The sequence below is a fragment of the Roseitranquillus sediminis genome, from assembly GCF_016918935.1.
GTDB lineage: Bacteria > Pseudomonadota > Alphaproteobacteria > Rhodobacterales > Rhodobacteraceae > Roseitranquillus > Roseitranquillus sediminis.
The window spans coordinates 1-19,008 of sequence record NZ_JAFFOB010000021.1 but is presented as its reverse complement, the minus strand read 5'-3'; the positions used below and the strand labels follow the sequence as shown (position 1 = coordinate 19,008).

The 19,008-nt window shown below is 69.7% G+C and carries 16 protein-coding genes; 14 read left to right on the top strand and 2 right to left on the bottom strand.

Annotated features, from left to right (window positions below; genetic code table 11):
• The first annotated feature begins 493 nt into the window (after window positions 1-493).
• The 14 genes from JM664_RS15235 (at window position 494) to cysG (ending at window position 17,334) form a co-directional block, all read left to right on the top strand.
• Window positions 494-748, top strand: a complete 255-nt coding sequence (locus tag JM664_RS15235) for a hypothetical protein (RefSeq protein ID WP_227420792.1) — start codon at window positions 494-496, stop codon at window positions 746-748.
• 91 nt (window positions 749-839) lie between these two features.
• Entirely contained in the window at window positions 840-1,424 is a 585-nt protein-coding gene (locus JM664_RS15230; RefSeq protein WP_227420791.1) for a DUF3489 domain-containing protein, read from the top strand.
• Between the two features lie 467 nt (window positions 1,425-1,891).
• Complete coding sequence (locus tag JM664_RS15225) at window positions 1,892-2,476, top strand: ANTAR domain-containing response regulator (RefSeq protein WP_227420790.1); 585 nt, start codon at window positions 1,892-1,894, stop codon at window positions 2,474-2,476.
• Entirely contained in the window at window positions 2,473-3,645 is a 1,173-nt protein-coding gene (locus JM664_RS15220) for a CmpA/NrtA family ABC transporter substrate-binding protein (RefSeq protein WP_227420789.1), read from the top strand. The genes JM664_RS15225 and JM664_RS15220 overlap by 4 nt, the downstream gene beginning before the upstream one ends.
• Window positions 3,646-3,917: 272 nt before the next feature.
• Entirely contained in the window at window positions 3,918-5,285 is a 1,368-nt protein-coding gene (locus JM664_RS15215) for a CmpA/NrtA family ABC transporter substrate-binding protein (protein ID WP_227420788.1), read from the top strand.
• A gap of 85 nt (window positions 5,286-5,370) precedes the next feature.
• On the top strand, window positions 5,371-6,450 hold the full coding sequence (locus JM664_RS15210; RefSeq protein WP_227420787.1) for an ABC transporter permease: 1,080 nt from the start codon (window positions 5,371-5,373) through the stop codon (window positions 6,448-6,450).
• Window position 6,451: 1 nt separating this feature from the next.
• The gene (locus JM664_RS15205) at window positions 6,452-8,119 is read left to right on the top strand and encodes an ABC transporter ATP-binding protein (RefSeq protein WP_227420786.1); all 1,668 of its coding nucleotides are present in this window, start codon (window positions 6,452-6,454) and stop codon (window positions 8,117-8,119) included.
• Between the two features lie 3 nt (window positions 8,120-8,122).
• Window positions 8,123-10,558: a nitrite reductase large subunit NirB gene (gene nirB, locus JM664_RS15200; protein ID WP_227420785.1), complete on the top strand. Its 2,436-nt coding sequence runs from the start codon at window positions 8,123-8,125 to the stop codon at window positions 10,556-10,558.
• A complete protein-coding gene (gene nirD / locus JM664_RS15195) occupies window positions 10,555-10,887 on the top strand; it encodes a nitrite reductase small subunit NirD (RefSeq protein ID WP_227420784.1) in 333 nt (110 codons plus the stop codon). Before nirB ends, nirD begins: the two co-directional genes overlap by 4 nt.
• Window positions 10,888-10,930: 43 nt before the next feature.
• Window positions 10,931-11,779: a formate/nitrite transporter family protein gene (locus JM664_RS15190; protein ID WP_227420783.1), complete on the top strand. Its 849-nt coding sequence runs from the start codon at window positions 10,931-10,933 to the stop codon at window positions 11,777-11,779.
• 59 nt (window positions 11,780-11,838) lie between these two features.
• A complete protein-coding gene (gene cynS, locus JM664_RS15185; RefSeq protein ID WP_227420782.1) occupies window positions 11,839-12,288 on the top strand; it encodes a cyanase in 450 nt (149 codons plus the stop codon).
• 5 nt (window positions 12,289-12,293) lie between these two features.
• On the top strand, window positions 12,294-14,936 hold the full coding sequence (locus tag JM664_RS15180; protein ID WP_227420781.1) for a molybdopterin-dependent oxidoreductase: 2,643 nt from the start codon (window positions 12,294-12,296) through the stop codon (window positions 14,934-14,936).
• Window positions 14,933-15,913: a glycosyl transferase family protein gene (locus JM664_RS15175; protein ID WP_227420780.1), complete on the top strand. Its 981-nt coding sequence runs from the start codon at window positions 14,933-14,935 to the stop codon at window positions 15,911-15,913. The genes JM664_RS15180 and JM664_RS15175 overlap by 4 nt, the downstream gene beginning before the upstream one ends.
• 14 nt (window positions 15,914-15,927) lie before the next feature.
• Window positions 15,928-17,334 carry a siroheme synthase CysG gene (gene cysG, locus JM664_RS15170; protein WP_227420779.1) on the top strand — a complete coding sequence of 469 codons (1,407 nt, stop codon included), beginning with the start codon at window positions 15,928-15,930 and terminating at the stop codon, window positions 17,332-17,334.
• Between the two features lie 592 nt (window positions 17,335-17,926).
• Here the strand turns inward: cysG and JM664_RS15160 are convergent.
• Together JM664_RS15160 and JM664_RS19045 are read right to left on the bottom strand one after the other, a co-directional pair.
• A complete protein-coding gene (locus JM664_RS15160; protein WP_227420778.1) occupies window positions 17,927-18,592 on the bottom strand; it encodes a L,D-transpeptidase in 666 nt (221 codons plus the stop codon).
• A 79-nt stretch (window positions 18,593-18,671) separates the two neighbouring features.
• Window positions 18,672-18,755: a four-helix bundle copper-binding protein gene (locus JM664_RS19045; protein ID WP_227420793.1), complete on the bottom strand. Its 84-nt coding sequence runs from the start codon at window positions 18,753-18,755 to the stop codon at window positions 18,672-18,674.
• Window positions 18,756-19,008 lie beyond the last annotated feature (253 nt).

Genomic DNA, 19,008 nt, shown 5'->3' with positions numbered 1-19,008 from the left:
AGATGCGCTCGCCTCGCGAGTTCATCGCAGCTCAAACCGCAACCGCCTGAGTGTCCGGCGAAACGGGGGCAAGATCAGGTGCGCGGTAGCCACTCGCATCGGTTCTTCGGGGCGGTGGTTGCTAATTAGTTGACGCTTAAGCTTTATCGGCGCCCCGGAGGGTCCTGCTTTCAGCTCCTCGCGCCGCGCCGACGCCGGGTAGGTGATCTTCAGGTTTCCGCTGATCTTCAGGTTTCCCCCGGTGGCGATGCGGGCAGCTCCCTCGCTCCCGTCTTTCCACGTTAGCGCTCGATTACATCGCGTCTGCTCCGACGCCGCGATGCTCCGCATTCCTCCGAAGCGAAATGCCCAAGCGCCCCTGGGTCCTGTCCGGCCGCTTCCGGCTGCTGCAGAAAGCAACGCAATTGCTCGCTTATTGAGTGGATAAGCGCTCCAGGCAGAGCGATGACGGCTGCACGCGACCCGCCGCGACGCCCAGAACGGAGCCGGAGACATGAGCCCCATTACCCCCACCCGCGAGGAGCGCCAAGCGCGCAACGCCGCGGATGCTCAGGGCGCCTCCATCGCGAAGAAGGCCGAGATCGACGCGATGCTGGCCCGCCTGCATTCGCTCAGCGACGAGCACTTCAGAGTCCACCCCGATGAGCTGACCTGGACCGACGTCGGTACGCTCGGGCACTACGCCGAACTCCTCCGCCGGATAATCGACTGCGCCTTCCGCGAAGGCGACCACGCCGAAATCGCCTGACCCGATGCCTCTCCGCCGGGCCCCGCCGCGTGCGGGGCTTCAGCCAGTAGGAGGCCGGCATGCCGCCGGTCCCGCTGCCGGAGACGCAACCATGACCACCCTCACCGAAACCCAATCCCTCGTCCTCAGCCGGGCCGCCCAGCGCGACGGCGGCATCGCCCTTCCGCTGCCCGAGCGGCTGAAAGGCGGGGCCGCCAAGCGGGTCGTTGGCCCGCTGATCGAGAAGGGCCTCCTCAATGAGGTCGAGGCAGACCTCCGCAAGTGCGGACAGCCGCTCTGGCGCTCGACCGGCGACGGCCACGGCGTCACGCTCTCGATCACGCGCGCAGGCCTCGAGGCGATCGGCGTCGAGACCGGCGACAGCGCCCCGAGCGCGGCCGCCGAGGCGCCGAGCGACGCGGCCCCGGCCAAGGACGCCGCCGCCACGGAGCGGGCCGCCACGGCGGCCCACAGCACCGGCCCGCGGGCGCCGCGCGAGGGCACTAAGCTCGCGACGCTTGTCGCGCTCCTGCGGCGGCCGGAGGGCGCCACGATGGCGGAGATGACCGATGCCACCGGCTGGCAGCAGCACACGGTCCGAGGCGCGCTCGCGGCGTCGATCAAGAAGAAGCTCGGCCTCGAGGTGATGAGCGACAAGCCGCAAGGTCAGGGTCGCCGCTGGCGGATCGGCTTGTAAAGCACAGGCAGCACGAGACTGCGGCGCAGAGCTCACGTGGCACAAACCGTGCCCGCGTTGAGCTTCCTTGAGCGGTGGGCACGCTTGGCGCAAAGTCGGGATCCGGCACACTCCTGCCGTCCGACCGCGGCGGCGAGCGCCGCGCAGCCGCGTGGAACGAGGACATTCGGATTTCAGCCACCATGACCCGAACCTGCGTCCATTTACGTGCCGCAGCAATTTCCAAAAGCGTACCCCAAGAAGCGCGGTCCCACGACGCCATCTCTCCGCGGGCGAGGCGAGCGCGGGCGCGGCCTCGGCAGGGCAGGCCGGACAGTCTACCGCCTACATTCGCGGCGAAGAGGTGTTTGACGCCCAACTTCTACGCCGTTCTGGTTTTCTGAGACCGTTTTGGCCATCCTGCATCGCCCCTCACTGTTGCAGGTGTCTCCGTCCCGGGATGGTCGCGCCACGAGGGGGACACAAGATTGTCCGAACCGCTTTCGATCGTCATCGTCGAGGAGGACCGCGACCGCGCGCTCCTGATCATTGACAGCCTGCGCGCCGCGGGAGACTTCGACGTCCACGTCATCTCGGGGCGGAGCGGTCTGGCGCGCGAGATCGCCGCGCGGCGCCCCGACCTCGTCCTCGTCGACATCGCCAGCCCGTCGCGCGACGTGATCGAGGAGCTGACGCTGGCGTCGTCGCCGCTGGAGCGCCCGGTCGCCATGTTCGTCGACGAGAGCGACGGCGCACTGACCCGAAGCGCTATTGAAGCCGGCGTCTCGGCCTACGTCGTCGACGGGCTGCGGCCCGAGCGGATCAAGCCCGTCCTCGATGCCGCGATCGCGCGGTTCCAGATGTTCCATCGGATGCGCGCCGAGCTCGAGGCGACCAAGCGTGCGCTGGAGGAGCGCAAGGTGATCGACCGCGCCAAGGGCCTCCTGATGAAGGCTCGCGGAATCGGCGAGGACGAGGCCTACGCGCTGCTGCGCAAGACCGCGATGAGCCAGGGCCGCAAGATCGCCGATGTCGCGGAGGCGCTGGTTACGGCCGCGGGGCTGCTGTCGTGACTGTCCCGCTGGCGCTGGGATACATCCGCCTCGTCGACGCGGCGCCTGTGGTCATCGCCCGCGAACTCGGTTTCGCCGAGGAGGAGGGGCTGGCCCTCGACCTGCGCGCCGCGCCCTCGTGGTCGACGCTGCGCGACCTTCTTGCGCTCGAGCAGATCGACGCGGCACACATGCTGGGGCCGGTGCCGGTGGCGATGGCGCTCGGCCTCGGCGGACTGACGACGCCGCTGTCGGTGCTGTCGGTGCTCTCGGTCAACGGCAACGTCGTCGGCGTCTCTGACGCGCTTGCAGAACGCCTTCGCGCCGTCGGCGGCGCCGACTTCGGCGACGCGGCCGGCACCGGTGCGGCTCTCGTCGCGGCGGCGGAGCGGCCGCTGCGGATCGGTGTTCCGTTCCCGTTCTCGATGCACGCCGAGCTGCTTTACTACTGGCTCAACGCAGTGGGTCTGCCTGCGCCGCAAGGCATTAGCGTGCGCACTGTGCCGCCCCCCCTGATGGCCGAAGCCATCGCCGGGGGCGAGATCGACGCCTTCTGCGTCGGCGAGCCGTGGGGTTCGGTCGCGGTCGAGCAGGGCGTCGGCGAGCTGATCCTGCCCGGCAGCGCGATCTGGGCGTTCGCGCCCGAGAAGGTGCTAGCGGTCCGCACCGCCTGGGCCGAGACGGAAGACGCGCTCGCCGGCCGTCTCCTGCGCGCGGTCTGGCGTGCCGGCCGCTGGCTCGGCGACCCTGCGCACCTGACCATCGCCGCCGAGATCCTCGCCCGCGCGGAATACCTCGACCTCGCCCCCGACATCGTCGATCGCGCGCTCACGGGCCGGCTGATCCTGTCGCCGCGAGGCGAGTCGCGGGAGGTCCCGGCGTTCGTCGCGTTCCACGCCGGCGCCGCGACCTTCCCCTGGCGTAGCCAGGCCGCCTGGATCGGCGCGCAACTCGCCTCGCGCGCCGGCCTCGAGCGCACCGAGTCAATGGCGAAAGCCTCGGCCGTGTTCCGCCCCGACCTCTACCGCCGCCACCTGCGGGACACCGGCGCCGAGTTGCCCGGCGCGTCCTCCAAGGTCGAAGGCAGCCTGAACCGTCCGACGCCCGCCGCATCGGAATCGGGCCGCCTGTTCCTGCCGGCCGACGTGTTCTTTGATCGCCGAATTTTTGATCCGGACGAGAGGGAATGACGCCCTTTTCGGCACTGCGGCGTGGAAAATTTGCACCTGCAGCAAGAAACCACGGCCGAAGTCCCGATGCGGACGGCGTCCCCCTTGATCGTCCGGCGACCACCCATATGAATTGAGTCGACGAGAGCGGGGCAGTGCCGTCCCGCCTTAAAATTCCACCCGACGCCGGGTTTCCGAGAGCAACGCCGCTCGACACTCCGCCCTCCGCGGAGACTGTCGTGCGGCTTTTTTTCGTTTTCGCCCCTCGCCGGGCCGATCTTTGAGGACCTGACATGACCAGGCGAATCCCCGCCTTCCTCGTCGCGACGACGCTCCTTTCCGGCCCTGCCGCGGCGCAGATGCTGGAGCTGGAGAAGGACGAGCTGACCTTCGGCTTCATCAAGCTGACCGACATGGCGCCGCTCGCGGTCGCCTACGAGCAGGGCTACTTCCTCGACGAGGGGCTGTTTGTGACCCTCGAGGCGCAGGCGAACTGGAAGGTCCTGCTCGACGGCGTGATCGACGGCACGCTGGACGGCGCGCACATGCTCGCCGGCCAGCCGCTGGCGGCGACGATCGGCTACGGGACGGAAGCGCATGTCGTCACGCCCTTCTCGATGGATCTGAACGGCAACGGGATCACCGTCTCGAACGCCGTATGGGAAGCGATGAAGGAGAACGTCCCGCATGAGGACGGCAAGCCCGTGCATCCAATCTCGGCCGACGCGCTGAAGCCGGTGGTCGAGGATTACCGGGCGCGGGGCGAGCCGTTCAACATGGGCATGGTGTTCCCGGTCTCGACCCACAACTACGAGCTCCGCTACTGGCTCGCGGCCGGCGGGATCGAGCCGGGGTACTACAGCCCCGAGAACACGAGCGGGCAGATCGGGGCGGAGGCGCTGCTCAGCGTGAGGCCGCCGCCGCAGATGCCGGCGACGCTCGAGGCGGGGACGATCTACGGCTACGCGGTGGGCGAGCCGTGGAACCAGCAGGCGGTGTTCAAGGGGATCGGGGTGCCGGTTATAACGGACTACGAGCTCTGGAAGAACAATCCCGAGAAGGTGTTCGGGCTGACCGCCAAGTTCGTCGAGGAGAACCCGAACACGACGCTTGCGATCACCAAGGCGCTGATCCGGGCGGCGATGTGGCTCGACGAGGACGGGAACGCCAACCGGGACGAGGCGGTCGAGATCCTGTCGCGGCCCGAGTACGTGGGCGCCGACGAGGAGGTCATCGCGAACTCGATGACCGGCACCTTCGAGTACGAGAAGGGGGACGTGCGGGAGGTCCCGGATTTCAACGTCTTCTTCCGGTACAACGCGACCTATCCCTTCTACTCGGACGCGGTCTGGTACCTGACGCAGATGCGGCGGTGGGGGCAGATCGCGGAGGCGAAGCCCGACGGCTGGTACGACGAGGTCGCGCGGTCGGTCTACAAGCCCGAGATCTACCTCGAGGCGGCGCGGATGCTGGTCGACGAGGGGCTGGCGGACGAGGCGGACTTTCCGTGGGACAGCGACGGCTACAAGGCGCCGACGCCGGCCTCCGACATCATCGACGGCATTCCCTACGACGGGCGGCAGCCGAACGCGTACCTCGAGAGCCTGCCGATCGGGCTGAAGGGCGACCAGCGGGTCGTCGGCGGCGAGGTGCAGGGGTGAGGTGTCCACGATGGACACTTCCCGCAACCCACTCGAATCACAGGACTAACGCCCTGGCGTTAACCGCATGGAAAGGACTGTCACGATGACCGCCGTGGCCCCGAACGTCATCGTCGAGCACCGGGAAGCGCGCCGCGCCGCCTGGTTCACCCGGATCAACAAGGCCGACGGGTACCTGCGGGTGCTCGGCTTGGGGTGGCTGACCCCGATCGCCCGCGCCGCGGCGGGGGACAACCCGCGGGGCCACATGGGCGAGCTCTGGCGGCTGCTGGGCGTGCCGTTGGCCGCCATCGCGGGGTTCCTGGCGCTCTGGGCGATCCTCGCGCCGCAGGTGCAGACGTCGCTCGGCGCCGTGCCCGGGCCTGGACAGGTCTGGGAGGAGGCGGTGAGCCTCCATGCCGACGCCGTGCGCAAGGGCGAGCAGGCGGCGATGTTCGCCGAGCGCCTGGCCGAGCGGAACCAGCGCCTGATCGAGGCCGGCCGCGCCGACGAGGTCCGCGACATCGCCTATACCGGCGCGCCGACCTACTACGACCAGATCTGGACTTCGATCCGGACCGTGTTCTTCGGCTTCCTGATCGCGACGGCGGTGGCGGTGCCGCTGGGGATCCTCGCGGGGCTGTCGCCGACGGCGAACGCGGCGCTGAACCCGATCATCCAGATCTTCAAGCCGGTCAGCCCGCTGGCCTGGCTGCCCATCGTGACGATGGTGGTCAGCGCCGTCTACGTGACCAACGACGGGCTCTTCGAGAAGTCGTTCCTGGTCTCGGCGATAACAGTGACGCTCTGCTCGCTGTGGCCGACGCTGATCAACACTGCGCTCGGGGTCGCCTCGATCGACAAGGATCTGGTCAACGTCTCGAAGGTGCTGAAAATGGGCACCTACGCCAAGATCACCAAGCTGGTCCTGCCGTCGGCGCTGCCGCTGATCTTCACCGGGCTGCGCCTGTCGCTCGGCGTGGGCTGGATGGTGCTGATCGCTGCCGAGATGCTGGCGCAGAACCCCGGTCTCGGAAAGTTCGTCTGGGACGAGTTCCAGAACGGCAGCTCGTCGAGCCTCGCCCGGATCATGGTCGCGGTGCTGACCATCGGCGTCATCGGCTTCCTGCTGGACCGCCTGATGTACGCGATCCAGGCGGCCTTCACCTACTCCAAGGATCGTTGAGATGGCGCTGATCGAGTTCAAGGGCGTCACGATGGGCTTCGGCTCGGGCCTCGAGCGCGAGGAGGTGCTGAGGGCCATCGACCTCAAGGTCGATGAGGGCGAGTTCCTGGCGATCCTCGGCTTTTCCGGCACCGGGAAGTCGACGCTGATCAACCTGATGGCCGGCCTCCACCGGCCCGACCGGGGCAGCGTCACCTTCAAGGGCAAGGAGGTCGAGGGTCCGGGCCCGGAGCGCGGACTGGTGTTCCAGTCCTATTCGCTGATGCCGTGGCTGACCGTCACCGGCAACGTGCGGCTGGCGGTCGATGCGGTGCATGGGCAGAGGCCGCGGGCCGAGCGCGCGGCGATGTCGAAGCGGTACATCGAGATGGTGGGCCTCGGCCATGCGGAGGGGCGGCGGCCGGCGGAGCTGTCGGGGGGCATGCGCCAGCGGGTCGCCGTGGCGCGGGCGCTGGCGATGAACCCCGAGGTGCTGCTGCTGGACGAGCCGCTGAGCGCCCTCGATGCGCTGACGCGCGCCAACCTGCAGGACGAGATCGAGCGGATCTGGGAGGCGGATCGCAAGACGGTCGTGCTGATCACCAACGACGTGGACGAGGCGATCCTGCTCGCCGACCGAATCGTGCCGCTGAACCCGGACGGGACGCTGGGTCAGGCTTTCCGCGTGCCGATCCCGCGGCCGCGCGACCGCACGGCGATGAACCACGACGCGGCCTTCAAGCGGCTGCGCGCCGAGGTGACGCGGTACCTCATGGACGTCGGCATGGCGGCCAAGGTCGAGGAGACGCGACGGCTGCCGACCGTCACGCCGATCCACGGGATGCCGAAGGCGGTGGCCGACGCGCGGGCGGGGCTGATCGAGGAGCGGTTCCTCGACTTCAGCCAGCTGTCGAAGGTCTATCCGACGCCGAAGGGGCCGCTGACCGTGGTCGAGAACTTCGACCTGAAGCTCAGGCGCGGCGAGTTCGTAAGCCTGATTGGCCATTCGGGCTGCGGCAAGTCCACCGTCCTGACGATGACCGCGGGGCTCAACGCGATCTCGGCCGGCGCGATCAAGCTCGACGGCCGGCACGTGGAGGGTGCAGACCCCGAGCGCGCCGTGGTGTTCCAGTCGCCCTCGCTGTTCCCGTGGCTGACGGCGAAGGAAAACGTCAGCGTCGGCGTGGACCGGGTTTATCCGCGGGCGACGCGCACCGAGCGGCAGGAGGTGGTGGAGTACTACCTCGAGCGGGTCGGCCTCGCCGACGCGATGGACCGGCCGGCGGCGGATCTGTCGAACGGGATGAAGCAGCGGGTGGGGATCGCGCGCGCCTTCGCGCTGTCGCCGAAGCTGCTCTTGCTCGACGAGCCGTTCGGGATGCTGGACAGCCTGACGCGGTGGGAGCTGCAGGAGGTGCTGATGGAGGTGTGGTCGCGCACCCGGGTCACCGCCGTCTGCGTCACCCACGACGTCGACGAGGCGATCCTGCTCGCCGACCGGGTGGTGATGATGACCAACGGGCCGCGGGCGACGATCGGGCGCGTCATGCGGGTCGACCTGCCGCGGCCGCGGAGCCGGAAGGCGCTGCTCGCCCACCCCGACTACTACGCCTACCGCGAGGAGGTCCTGAGCTTCCTCGCGGACCCCGACCATGCGCGGGCCGTGGCGCCCGCCATCGCCGCGGAGTGAGAGATGACCAAGAGACTTGTCGTGATCGGGGCCGGAATGGCCTCGGGCCGTTCGCTGGAGCACCTGTTCGAGATGGGGGGCGACTGGGACGTCACCCTCTTCGGGGCGGAGCCGCGCGGGAACTACAACCGGATCATGCTGTCGCCCGTGCTGTCGGGCGAGAAGACATACGCGGAGATCGTCACCCACGACGACGCTTGGTACGCCGAGCGCCGCGTGACCTGCCGCTTCGGCGAAACGGTGACGAGGATCGACCGGTCGCGGAAGGTGGTGGTCAGCGCCGGGGGTGAGACGCCCTACGACAAGCTGCTGATCGCGACCGGTTCGGCGCCGTTCATCATCCCGGTGGAGGGGCGGGATCTGCCTGGCGTCATCAGCTACCGCGACCTCGACGACACCTACGCGATGATCGACGCGGCGAAGAACCCGGCGAAGGCGGTGGTGATCGGCGGCGGGCTGCTTGGACTGGAGGCCGCGGCGGGGCTCAAGGCGCGCGGCATGGACGTGACCGTTCTGCACCTGATGGGCCACCTGATGGAGCGGCAGCTCGACGAGGCGGCGGGGTATCTGCTGCGCAAGGAGCTGACGGAGCGGGGGATCGACGTGATCTGCCGCGCCTCGACCGCCGCTCTCCTCGGCGAGGAGCGGGTCGAGGGCGTGCTGCTCGAGGACAATACCGGGCTGGAGGCGGACCTGGTGGTCATGGCCGTGGGCATCCGGCCGGAGACGCGGATCGCGACCGACGCTGGTCTGGACGTCGGGCGGGGGATCACCGTCGACGGGCGGATGGTGACGTCGGACCCCGACATCCTTGCGGTGGGGGAGTGCGTCGAACTCGACGGGCAGCTCTTCGGCCTTGTGGCGCCGCTCTACGAGCAGGCGAAGGTGGTGGCGGCGACCCTCTGCGGCGAGGAGGCGGCGTTCGTGCCGCGGCAGACCTCGACGAAGCTCAAGGTCACCGGCGTTGATCTGTTCTCGGCCGGCGACTTCGCCGAGGGCGAGGGGCGCGAGGACATCGTGTTCCGCGACCCGGCGCGCGGCGTCTACAAGCGGCTGGTGCTGGAGAAGGACCGGCTGATCGGCGCGGTCATGTACGGCGACACGGCGGACGGCAACTGGTTCTTCGGGCTGATCCGCGACGGCACCGACGTCTCGGAGATGCGCGACACGCTGATCTTCGGGCCCGCCTATCAGGGAGCGGCCCCGGCGGACCCTATGGCGGCCGTTGCAGCCTTACCGCCTGAGGCGGAGATCTGCGGCTGCAACGGCGTCTGCAAGGGCCGCATCGTCGAGGCGATCGAGGGCGGCGCCGCCACCCTCGAGGACATCCGCGCCCGCACCAAGGCGTCGTCGTCGTGCGGCACCTGCTCGGGCCTCGTCGAGCAGGTGCTGGCGGCGACGCTGGGCGACGACTTCGTGATGCCGGCGGCCAAGCCGATGTGCGGCTGCACGGACCTCACGCACGAGGACGTGCGGCGGCTGATCAAGGCGCGGGAGCTGAGGTCGATGCCGGCGGTCTGGCAGGAGCTCGGCTGGCAGACGCCGAACGGGTGCCATTCCTGCCGGCCGGCGCTGAACTTCTACCTGCTCGCTGACTGGCCGCTCGACTACGTCGACGACCCGCAGAGCCGGTTCGTCAACGAGAGGAACCACGCCAACATCCAGAAGGACGGGACCTACAGCGTCATGCCGCGGATCTGGGGCGGGGTCACGACACCCGCCGAGCTGCGGGCGATCGCCGACGCGGCCGAGAAGTACGACGTGCCGATGGTCAAGGTGACGGGCGGCCAGCGGATCGACCTGCTCGGCGTGCCGAAGGAGGTGCTGCCGCGGATGTGGGCGGACCTGAACGCGGCCGGCATGGTCAGCGGGCACGCCTACACCAAGGGCCTCCGGACGGTGAAGACCTGCGTCGGCACCGACTTCTGCCGGTTCGGCACGCAAGACTCGACGGGGCTCGGCATCCGCCTGGAACGGCGGCTCTGGGGTTCGTGGACACCGCACAAGGTCAAGATGGGCGTCTCGGGCTGCCCAAGGAACTGCGCCGAGGCGACCTGCAAGGACGTCGGGATTGTCTGCGTCGACAGCGGCTTCGAGATCGGCGTCGGGGGCGCGGCGGGGATGGACGTCAAGGCCGTCGAGCCGCTCGCCAAGGTCGCGACCGAGGACGAGGTGGTGGAAGTCGTCGTCGCCTTCGTCCAGCTCTACCGCGAGAACGGCAAGTATCTCGACCGGCCCTACAAGTGGATCGCCAAGGTCGGGATGGACTGGATCAAGGCGCGTGTGGTCGACGACCTGGCCGAGCGGCAGGCGCTGGTCGAGCGGTTCGACGTCTCGCAATCGGTCTACCAGAAGGACCCTTGGGCGGAGCGGGCGACGCCCGAGGTGCAGCGCGCCTGGTCGCCCCTCGCCGATCTCACCATGGAGGCCGCGGAATGAGCTGGATCGACATCGGCGCGCTGGACGACATCCCCGTCGCCGGCGCTCGCCTGGTCAAGACGCACCACGGTTGTGTCGCGGTCTTCCGCACCGCCGAAGACGAGGTCTTCGCCACCTCCGACGCCTGCCCGCACCGGGGGGGGCCGCTGTCGGAGGGTATCGTCCACGGCCGCAAGGTCACCTGCCCGCTGCACAACTGGGTGCTGAGCCTCGAGACCGGCGAGGCGCAGGGCGCCGACGAGGGGCGCATCGCCACCTATCCGGCGCGGATCGAGGGCGGGCGCGTCCTGCTCGACGTCGCCAGCCTGTGCCGACGCGACGCTGCCTGAGCGGCGTCGCCCACTCCACAGCAATCCACGAGGAGACAGACCCATGTCCTACGTCGCCCCCGAGGACTTCGCCAAGAAGATGATCGACGCCGGCGAAGCCAAGGTCTTCATGTCCACCAAGGACACGCTGATCCGCGCCTACATGGCCGGCGCAATCCTGGCGCTCGCCGCCGCCTTCGCCGTCACCATCGCGGTCAACACCGGCAACCTCCTGCTCGGGGCGCTGCTTTTCCCGGTCGGGTTCTGCACGCTCTACCTGCTCGGGTTCGACCTGCTGACAGGGGTCTTCACGCTCTGCCCGCTGGCGCTGCTCGACCGGCGGCAGGGGGTCACCCCGCGGGGGGTGCTGCGAAACTGGGGCCTCGTCTTCATCGGCAACTTCGCCGGGGCGATGACGACGGCGATCTTCATGGCGACGACCTTCACCATGGGCTTCACCGTCGAGCCGAACGAGGTCGGCCAGCGGCTGATGGCGATCGGCCACGACCGGACCGTGGGCTACGCCGAGGCGGGCGCGGGCGGCATGCTGACGCTCTTCGTGCGGGCGGTGATGTGCAACTGGATGGTCTCGACCGGGGTGGTCGCGGCGATGATGTCGACCAGCGTGTCGGGCAAGGTCATCGGGATGTGGATGCCGATCCTGATCTTCTTCTACCTCGGGTTCGAGCATTCCATCGTAAACATGTTCCTGTTCCCGATCGGCATCCTGCTCGGCGCCGACTTTACCTGGGGCGACTACCTGATGTTCAACGAGCTCCCGACGGTGATCGGCAATCTCGTCGGCGGCCTGACTTTCGTCGGCGCGGTGATCTACGCCACGCACTACAAGACCTCGCCGTCGTTGCGCGACGCCCGGCAGGCGATCAACCCCGCCGTCACGCCGGCCGAATGACCGCCGCCCGCCGCGGCGCGGCGGGCGCCGCGGACCCCACTCACGACGGAGCAGACTCGATGACCGCGATGACCCGCGAAGACGTCACCTCGATGATCCTTTCCGCCAAGAGGCAGGCCGGCCTGACCTGGGAGGGCATCGCCGCGACCATCGGCATGTCGCCGGTCTGGACCCACTCGGCGGCGATGGGCATGAACGCGATGCCCGCGGAAAAGGCGGAGGCGCTGGCGACGAGCCTCGGCCTGCCGCAGGAGGCGGCGCTGGTGCTGCAGGAGAGCCCGACTAAGGTTTGGCAGCAGACGGTGCCGACCGACCCGTGCATCTACCGCCTCTACGAGATCGTCGGCGTCTACGGCCCCACCATTAAGGCGCTGATCCACGAGAAGTTCGGCGACGGCATCATGTCGGCGATCGACTTCGACATGTCGGTGACGCGGGAGGAGGACCCGCAGGGCGACCGGGTGAAGGTCGAGATGTCGGGCAAGTACCTCTCCTACAACGCCTGGTGAGAGCGGTGCCGTTCGAGGGGAACCCCGGGCAGGCGGTGCGGACGACTTGCGCCTATTGCGGGGTCGGCTGCGGGGTCGTCGCGACGCGCGACGCCGAGAGCCGCCTCGTGGTCGTGGGCGACCCGGCGCACCCGGCGAACCTCGGGCGGCTCTGCTCGAAGGGCTCGGCGCTGGCCGAGACGACGGGGCTCGAGGGGCGGCTGCTGCACCCGATGGTCGGCGGGCGGCGGGCGGGCTGGGACGCGGCGCTGGACCTGGTCGCGACGCGGTTCCGCGAGACGATCGCGCGGCACGGGCCGGAGAGCGTCGCCTTCTACGTCTCGGGGCAGATGCTGACCGAGGACTACTACGTCGCCAACAAGCTGATGAAGGGGTTCATCGGCTCGGCCAACATCGACACCAACTCGCGGCTCTGCATGGCGTCGACGGTGGCGGGGCACCGCCGGGCGTTCGGGACTGACACGGTGCCGGGGCTCTACGAGGATCTCGAGGAGGCGGACCTGGTGGTGCTGGTGGGGTCGAACCTCGCCTGGTGCCATCCGGTGCTGTATCAGCGGCTCGCCGCCGCCAAGGCGGCGCGTCCCGCGATGCGGGTGGTCAACGTCGACCCGCGGCGGACGGCGACGAGCGACCTCGCCGACCTGCACCTGGCGGTGGCGCCCGGCGGGGACGTGGCGCTGTTCAACCGGCTGCTGGCGGCGATCGCCAAGCAGGGGGCGGTGGACCACGCCTTCGTCCGCGATCATGTCGAGGGGTTTCCCGCTGCGCTGGCGACGGCGCGGGCGACGCGCAACTGCGACAGCGGCATTTCCGACGCCGATCTGCGGCGCTTCTTCGACCTGTGGGTGCGGACGGAGAAGGTGGTGACGGTGTTCAGCCAGGGGGTGAACCAGTCGAGCGCGGGCACCGACAAGGTGAGCGCGATCCTGAACTGCCATTTCGCGACGGGACGGATCGGGCGGCCGGGGATGGGGCCGCTTAGCGTCACCGGGCAGCCGAACGCGATGGGCGGGCGCGAGGTCGGCGGGCTCGCCAACACGCTGGCCTGCCACATGGCGCTGGAGGAGCCGGCGCACCGGGACGCGGTGCGCCGGTTCTGGGAAGCGCCGCGGATGGCGAAGCGGCCTGGACCGAAGGCGGTGGAGATGTTCGAGCGGGTGGCGCGGGGCGAGATCCGGGCGCTCTGGATCGTCTGCACCAACCCCGCCGTCAGCCTGCCCGCCGCGAACGCCGTGCGGGACGCGATTGCGGGGTGCGACTTCGTCGCCGTCTCGGACCTGTCGGCGACGACGGACACCGCGCGGCTGGCGCATGTGGTGCTGCCGACGACCGGGTGGGGCGAAAAGGACGGCACCGTCACCAATTCAGAGCGCTGCATCTCGCGGCAGCGGCCGCTGATGCCGAAGCCGGGGGAGGCACGGCACGACTGGGACATCCTCGCCGAGGTCGGGCGGCGGATGGGCTGGGAGCGCGCGTTCGACTACCGCGGTCCGGCGGAGATCTTTCGCGAGCACGCGGCGCTGTCGGGCGTCGCGGGCAGTTTCGGGCTCGACTACGACATCTCGGCGTTGGCCGGCCTCTCCGACGCAGGGTACGACGCGCTCGAGCCGGTGCGGTGGCCGGTCACCGCGACACGAAGCGGCGGGCGGTTCTTCGGCGACGGGCGGTTCTTCACGCCGTCGGGCCGCGGAACGATGGTGCCGGTCGCGCATCGCGCGCCGGCCGCGGCGCCGTCGCCCGCGTATCCGTTCCGCTTCAACACCGGGCGCATCCGCGACCAATGGCACACGATGACCCGCACCGGGAAATCGCCGCGGCTGAGCCAGCACCTGGCTGAGCCATTTCTCGAGGTGCATCCCGACGACGCGCGGCGAATTGGAGTTCGTCCGGCGCATCTGGTCCGGGTGAAGAGCCCGCAAGGGTCGGCGATCCTCCGTGCGCTGGTGACGCCGCGGGTACGGCGGGGCGAGGTCTTCGCGCCGATCCACTGGACCTCGGAGACTGCGTCGCAGGCGCGCGTCGACGCCCTGGTGGCGCCCGTCGTAGACCCCGTCTCGGGGCAGCCCGAGCTGAAGGCCGCGGTCGTCTCGGTCGCGCCGTTCCCAGCAGCCTGGTACGGCTTCGCCGTCTCGGCGACGGAGCTGTCGCCGGCCACCGCCTACTGGGCGCGCGCACGGACCGCGACAGGTTGGCGGGCCGAACTCGCCGCCAAGACGGTTCCGGATTGCTGGGAGAGCTTCGCGCGGGACCTTTTCGCGACCTCGCGCGGCGACGTGACCAGCGTGCTCGACCGCGGGCGCGGCCTGGCACGAGTGGCCCTGACGGAGGGCGGTCGCCTCGTCGCCGCGCTCTTCGCCGCACCGGAGCCGGTGGCGGTGTCGCGCGAGCATCTCGCGGCACTGCTCGGTGGAGATGGACGAGCGGCGCTGGCCGGCCGGCCGGGGGACGACGTGCCCGACCCGGGCGCCACGCTCTGCGCGTGCATCAACGTGGGCGCGAACGCGATCCTTGCCGCGATCGAGACGCAAGGGCTGATGAGCGTCGAGGCGGTCGGTGCGGCGCTGCAAGCCGGCACCAACTGCGGCTCCTGCCGGCCCGAGATCGCGGCCCTGATCGCGTCGGCGCGCCGGAAGGAGGCCGCGGAATGAGTCTCGCGCCCTTCGTCCGCATCGTCGGCCGCGGGCCGGGCCGGTCTCGATCGCTGACGCGCGATGAGGCGCGGGAAGCGATGCGCCTAATCCTCGCCGGCGAGGTCGCACCGGAGGCGGTGGGGGCGCTCCTGATGCTGATGCGCTTCCGCGGCGAGAGTGCAGGTGAGGTCGCGGGCTTCGTCGAGGCGCTGCGCGAGACGCTGCCGGCCTGGCCCGGCATCGCGCCGGCGCTCGACTGGCCGAGCTACGCCGCCGGGCGCACGAGGGGCGTGCCGTGGTTCCTGCTCTCGGCGCGGCTGGTCGCGTCGGCCGGCGTGCCGGTGCTGATCCACGGCTGGAACAGTCACCAGTCGCTGCGTGCCTCGGTGCGCGGCGGGCTCGACGTGCTGGGCCTGCCGGTGGCATCGACGCCGGAGGCGGCGGCTCGCGACCTCGAGCGCAGCGGCGTCGCCTACCTCCCGCTGGAGGTGATGTCGCCTGGCGCGCTGGAGCTTCTGCGCCTGCGCGACGTGCTCGGGCTGCGCTCCGCGATGAACACTGTGCTGAGGGTGCTGGACCCGGCGGGCGCGCCCGCCTCGGTGCAGGGGGTCTTCCATCCGCCGTACCGGGCGCTTCAGGCCGATGCCGGCGCGCTGCTCGGGCAGAGCAACCTGACGGTCCTGAAGGGCGGCGGCGGCGAGTTCGAGCGGCACCCGGGCAAGGCGGTCGAGCTCTTCGGACTGCGCGACGGCGGAGCCTGGTCCGACACCGCGCCCGCCGTGACGAACGCCACGCGCCGCCTCGGCGAGGACGATCACGCGCCGGGCGCGCTCGCCGATCTCTGGGAGGGTCGGCTGGAGGACACGTTCGCCGAGGCCGTCGTGCTGGGCACGGCGGCGCTGGCGCTCGAGACCGCCGGCCGGGCCGGGGTCGGGGGCGGCATGGCGTTAGCGCGGGAGCTCTGGAGCAACAGACACCGGGCCCGCGCGGCCTGACACGGAGGACCGAGATGCAGTTCTTCCCGATGTTCCTCAGGATGGCCGGTCGCGACGTGGTGATCGCGGGCGGCGGCGAGCAGGCGGCGCAGAAGGCGCGGCTGATGCTGAAGACCGAGGCGCGGCTGACCCTTGTCGCGTCCGATCTGGACGAGGAGCTGACCTTGATCGTGGCATCGGGCCGCGCCCGGCACCAGGCAGGCCCGATCGCGCCGCGCCACTTCGCCGGCACCGCGCTGGTCTTCGTCGCCACCGGCTGCCCGGCGGCGGACGCCTGCGTGCACGCCTTGGCCAAGGAGGCGGGAGCGACGGTCAACGTCGTCGACCGGCCGGAGCTCTGCGACGCGACAACGCCCTCGATCGTCGACCGGGACCCGGTGGTGGTGGCGATCGGCACGGAGGGAACGGCGCCGGTTCTCGGCCGCCGTATAAAGACGGAGATCGAGCGGATGCTCGACCCGCGCCTCGGCGGATTCGCCGCGCTTGCCGGCCGGCTCCGCGGCGCCGTCGCGGCGCGGGTGCCTCGGGAGAGCCGCCGCGCCTTCTGGCTCTGGGCGTTCTCCGGTCCGGCTTGGCAGGCGCACCGGCGGGGAGCCGAGCGCGCGGCCGCGGCCACGCTGAAGGCGGCGATCGAGACGGGTGGCGCGGGCGAGACAGGTGGCCTCATCTCGCTGGTCGGCGCCGGCCCGGGTGCGCGCGACCTGCTGACCCTGCGCGCGGTGGCGCGGCTGCAGGAAGCTGACGTCATCTTCTACGACCGTTTGGTCGACCCGGACGTGCTCGAGCTCGCCCGCCGCGACGCCGAGCGGGTCTACGTCGGCAAAGCCGTCGGCGCCTGCGCCTGGCCGCAGGAGCGGATCAACGACCTGATCGTCGCGCAGGCGCGGCGCGGCCTGCGGGTGGTGCGCCTGAAATCGGGCGATCCGTCGATCTTCGGCCGCGCGGGCGAGGAACTCGACGCGGCGCGCCGTGCGGGCGTCGCGGCCGAGATCGTCCCCGGCGTGACGGCGGCGAGCGCAGCGGCGGCGAGCGTCGGTCGTCCGCTGACCGAGCGCGGCGTGACCGACCGCGTCGTCCTCTCGACCGGGGCCTGCCGGCCCGGCGACCCCGACCCGGACTGGAGCGCGATGGCCGCGCCCGGCACGACGCTCGCCCTCTACATGGCGGTCGGCAAGGTGCGCGAGCTGCGGCGGAACCTGCTGGCGGCCGGCCACGCGCCCGAGACGGTTGTCGAGATCGTGGAGAACGCAAGCGGACCGCACGAGCGGCATCTGCCGTCGTCGCTCGCCCGCATCGCCGAGACCGTCGAAGCCGAGAGCGTCCGCAGCCCAGCGATCCTGACGCTCCGCTTCCCGAAGCCTGCCCCGTCCAGGCATTGCGCCCGGCCCGCGGTTTGGGCGACGCGGCTTGCTGCCGTGTAGGAGGCACCCCGGCGGGCGCGGGGTGCCGCTGGAACGCACCGCGAAGGACAAGTATGACGCTGACCGCCACTGCAGCGGACGAAGTTGCTGATCAGCCCGAGCAGATTTTCGAAGCAGGTAACCATCAGAGTGGCCAATGCTGAGCTACTTCGGCCGATTGCCTGCGGCCCTTCCAGGCGTCAAGGTGGCGGGAGCGACATCGAGAACGTTGCGTAAGCGAGGGGTATGCATGTGCTAGTCCGCACCATGCCGAAGGTTTGCACCGTACTGCTGCTCGGGGCTTGCAGCGCATCCATCAATGGGATCGGTGGAATAGGAACGTCCGCCGAGGGGCGCGTGCCCGAGGCCGTCGTTGCACTCGCGGCCCCACATCAAGATGTTCAGTCGGCACGCCTTCGCGAGGAAGACGGGTGCTATTGGTATCGTCACACAGGCCCCGTCGAAACGACGCTGGTACCGCTCCGCAGCGTTGATGGCCGTCCGATCTGCACGGGGGCCGGCCCGGCAGCGGCGCGCTGACGGCGGCGAGGGGCTCAGCGCGTGCTTGAATGTGCGCGACGGAGCCCGCGGACTGGGCACAGTGCCAGTCTAATCACGTCTGCGCGCTCACAAAGTTCTCAGCGGGATAAAGGACTGCCGTCACCCCGGCCTCCACCTCGTCGTAGAGAACATTGATATGGGCCATGACCATCCGGACGCAGCCAGAACTCGCGCGTGAGCCGATCGAGCGTGGATAGGGCGTGCCGTGGATCCGGAGGTACGTATCTCTGTTTCCGACATACAAGTAGAGTGCCCGCGAGCCGAGCGCATTGCTTGGCCCCGGCTCCATCCCATCCGCGTACTGCGCATAGGCCTCCGGCTCTCGCTCGATCATGCTCTGCGTCGGCGTCCAGTGCGGCCAGCGGGCCTTGCGCCGAACCGTGTAGGTACCCGGTTCATAGAGATCGCCCTCACCGATTGCCACGCCGTAGCGCATCGCCGTACCGCCTTCCTCAATATGGTAGAGGTAGCGCGCAACTGCATCCACATGGATGTCGCCCGGCCTCAGCCCGTCGTTCGCTACCACCCGCTGCGGGAGAAAGCGCGGATGCAGCCCCCAAGGGTTCGAGGTTGCGGGATCGTAGTTCGGCGGCGTCACTTGTGCGTCCCAAGCGTCCTTTTGCAGCTCTGTCGGCCAGTTATTCGCGAGGAGCGGCCTCGAAATCGGGGGCGAAAACAGCGCGGCCGTGGTCGCGATGAAATGACGTCTCGTCAGCATCTCTACTCTCTCCTACACGGGTAGCGCCCGTCTCGTGGGAGGGGGCGGCGCCTAGTGTAGACGCACCCCCGCCCTGAGCTCACCGAACGTCTTCGAGCGCAGCTTGGCAGGCATCGGCGCACCGCTTGCATGCCTCGGCACAGATCCGGCAGTGCTCGTGCATTTCGGCATGACTTTCGCACTCGTCGCCGCATCGACGGCATGCCTCTGCACATGCCTGAATAGCGGCCCGAAGGACCTCCACGTTCGATCCGGTGCGTCTGGATGCCAGAGCTCCAGTCGCGGCGCAGATGTCGGCGCAATCCAGGTTCAACCGAATACACTGCCGAAGGTCGGCGACTGATCTTGCCCCCGTTTCGCCGGACACTCAGGCGGTTGCGGTTTGAGCTGCGATGAACTCGCGAGGCGAGCGCATC

Excerpts from the sequence above, each read along its gene's own strand:
- JM664_RS19045 (WP_227420793.1), bottom strand. The coding sequence starts at position 18,755 with ATGCACGAGCACTGCCGGATCTGTGCCGAGGCATGCAAGCGGTGCGCC.
- nirB (WP_227420785.1), top strand. The coding sequence starts at position 8,123 with ATGACCAAGAGACTTGTCGTGATCGGGGCCGGAATGGCCTCGGGCCGT.
- JM664_RS15235 (WP_227420792.1), top strand. The coding sequence starts at position 494 with ATGAGCCCCATTACCCCCACCCGCGAGGAGCGCCAAGCGCGCAACGCC.
- JM664_RS15205 (WP_227420786.1), top strand. The coding sequence starts at position 6,452 with ATGGCGCTGATCGAGTTCAAGGGCGTCACGATGGGCTTCGGCTCGGGC.
- JM664_RS15215 (WP_227420788.1), top strand. The coding sequence starts at position 3,918 with ATGACCAGGCGAATCCCCGCCTTCCTCGTCGCGACGACGCTCCTTTCC.
- JM664_RS15175 (WP_227420780.1), top strand. The coding sequence starts at position 14,933 with ATGAGTCTCGCGCCCTTCGTCCGCATCGTCGGCCGCGGGCCGGGCCGG.
- cynS (WP_227420782.1), top strand. The coding sequence starts at position 11,839 with ATGACCGCGATGACCCGCGAAGACGTCACCTCGATGATCCTTTCCGCC.
- cysG (WP_227420779.1), top strand. The coding sequence starts at position 15,928 with ATGCAGTTCTTCCCGATGTTCCTCAGGATGGCCGGTCGCGACGTGGTG.
- JM664_RS15210 (WP_227420787.1), top strand. The coding sequence starts at position 5,371 with ATGACCGCCGTGGCCCCGAACGTCATCGTCGAGCACCGGGAAGCGCGC.
- nirD (WP_227420784.1), top strand. The coding sequence starts at position 10,555 with ATGAGCTGGATCGACATCGGCGCGCTGGACGACATCCCCGTCGCCGGC.
- JM664_RS15190 (WP_227420783.1), top strand. The coding sequence starts at position 10,931 with ATGTCCTACGTCGCCCCCGAGGACTTCGCCAAGAAGATGATCGACGCC.
- JM664_RS15230 (WP_227420791.1), top strand. The coding sequence starts at position 840 with ATGACCACCCTCACCGAAACCCAATCCCTCGTCCTCAGCCGGGCCGCC.
- JM664_RS15160 (WP_227420778.1), bottom strand. The coding sequence starts at position 18,592 with ATGCTGACGAGACGTCATTTCATCGCGACCACGGCCGCGCTGTTTTCG.